The sequence below is a fragment of the Paenibacillus sp. 01T422 genome, assembly GCF_056398785.1.
Genome location: NZ_JBFTQB010001061.1, coordinates 1 through 1,940 on the forward strand (window position 1 = coordinate 1; position 1,940 = coordinate 1,940).

Annotated in this window: 2 protein-coding genes; both read right to left on the bottom strand. The window is 46.0% G+C overall.

Going from position 1 to position 1,940, the window contains the following annotated elements; all coding sequences use genetic code 11:
• Positions 1–44 precede the first annotated feature (44 nt).
• Positions 45–650, bottom strand: coding sequence for a DUF2238 domain-containing protein (locus tag AC1DUA_RS35490; protein ID WP_477504210.1), 606 nt, complete (start codon positions 648–650; stop codon positions 45–47).
• 76 nt (positions 651–726) lie between these two features.
• The coding region (locus tag AC1DUA_RS35495; RefSeq protein ID WP_477504211.1) for an S-layer homology domain-containing protein at positions 727–1,940 on the bottom strand (1,214 nt) is incomplete at its 5' end.

Consider the following 1,940-nt stretch of genomic DNA (forward strand, 5'->3'; position numbering starts at 1 on the left):
CTGTTAAACATGATTACTTTTCTCATACATGCCTGCCTAGTAAGTTATTCGTCAATCAGGGGCATTTTCCCCCGCTTTGCCTGAATCACTAAATAGCAACTAGTCAGCACCGCGCCAATCGTCCCGCAGATGATATCTGTCATGGTATCCAGCAAGCTGCCGTTTTGCGAAGTCAATCCGAACCAACGATCCGTTGTAAACTCGTAGATTTCCCAGACGCCGGCCATCGCTACAGAAAAGAAGAGGCTGAGCCATATGGCAACCTTTGCACTTGGCGTGACGGATTTGTTCTCTATATCGCCTGCTTTCCCATAGATTAATAAACCTACGAAACATAGGATTAGACCTGAAAAGAGATGTTCAATCTTATCCAAATGTGGGATGACACTATAAAATCCAAATTCGTTTGCCAAAAACATTGTGATAAAAATGAACAGCAGCACGCAGAACCTCAGCGCCGCAAACATCGTGGTCTTCGTCAGCCTGACAATGACTCTGATCAATAGCAGTACTGCTGCAATCAAAACGGCCTGCCACATTTTCGGCGCAATACCCTTAATCAGATAATATACAAAACACACGGCCGCAAGCACATACATTGCCAGTTCAAAAAGATCGTTTCCTCTTTCTTTTCGCTTAAGCTTTTGCATCGCCATCTCCCATTTCAATATGGAAATAATTACTACTTTCCTTGTAAGAAGTATATTATTCCCAGATTAAACGTAGTCATACGGAGTGGTTAATGCAGTCCAGCATGCGCTTCAGCATAACCGCCGCTTCTGCGCGTGTCGCGTTAATCAAAGGAGCAAAGGTATCCGCTGTTGCACCTTGGATGATTTTCGCCTGCATCGCTTGGGAGACAGCTGCATGCGCGTATTCGCTAATGAGACGGCTATCTGCAAATTGATTCAGCTGCGCCAAATCCGCTGTCACTTCAAAGCCAGCCTGTTTCATCGCACGTACGATCATAACCGCCATCTGCTCACGAGTAATTTTGTCATCTGGCTTGAATGCATGATTCTCATAGCCATCAATAATCCCTGCAGCCGCAGCAGCACCCACTTCACCTGCGTACCACGCCGAGTTAGAGACATCCGCAAAAGCTCCGGTTGCTTTCGGCTTAAGTCCGATTGCTCTTGTCAATAGAGTTGCAAACTCCGCCCGGCTAACCTCAGCATCCGGCATAAACTGATCACCCGCAGTACCCTTGATCAAGAATTTGGAAGCTAGCAAATCTACCGAGTCTTTTGCCCAATGCCCATCTAAATCTGCAAACGATTTACTCGCGCTTACCACCGTATATATGCTGTTACCTGTACGATAAATTGTAACCAACGTTTGGCCATCCAGCTGTTCAAAGATAGCCGGTACATAACTCAACTCACCAGTCACAGGATCATACGAAACTGCACTAGCATGCAGCCCATCTACTTCGCCAGTTAGTGTAATCGTACGAGGAGCATACAGGTTGCCGAAATCTTCAACCTGTACCTGTTTCCCGCTGCTTTCTGCAGTCACCTCGAACAATATACCTGAGTGGAGCAATTTAGCTTCACTTTCTATTGCTGCCGTCTGCAAATTGGTTGTATCAGCCGCATTCAGCTTTTCGATATGAATAGCAATAGCTACATGAGTTGGCTCAGCGCCAAGCTTTTTGGAAAGCCCAACCACGTCCAAACCACGAACCGGAAGCTCATAAGTTACCGAATTGTATTTTACAATCAATACTGCGTTAGGTGCTTTCGTTCGCACAGAAATCAGACTAACGGCAGGGACAACGATAACTCCCTTATCTTCTTGGCCCTTCATATCAATAACAAGTTGAACGGCTCCTATTCTTGCTTCCGAACTCAAAGCATCGAGTGCTTTTTGGATGGCCTCATCGCTAACGGCAACTTTTGCAATTGTCATACCACCGGCATCTGTATCCTTCACTGGCT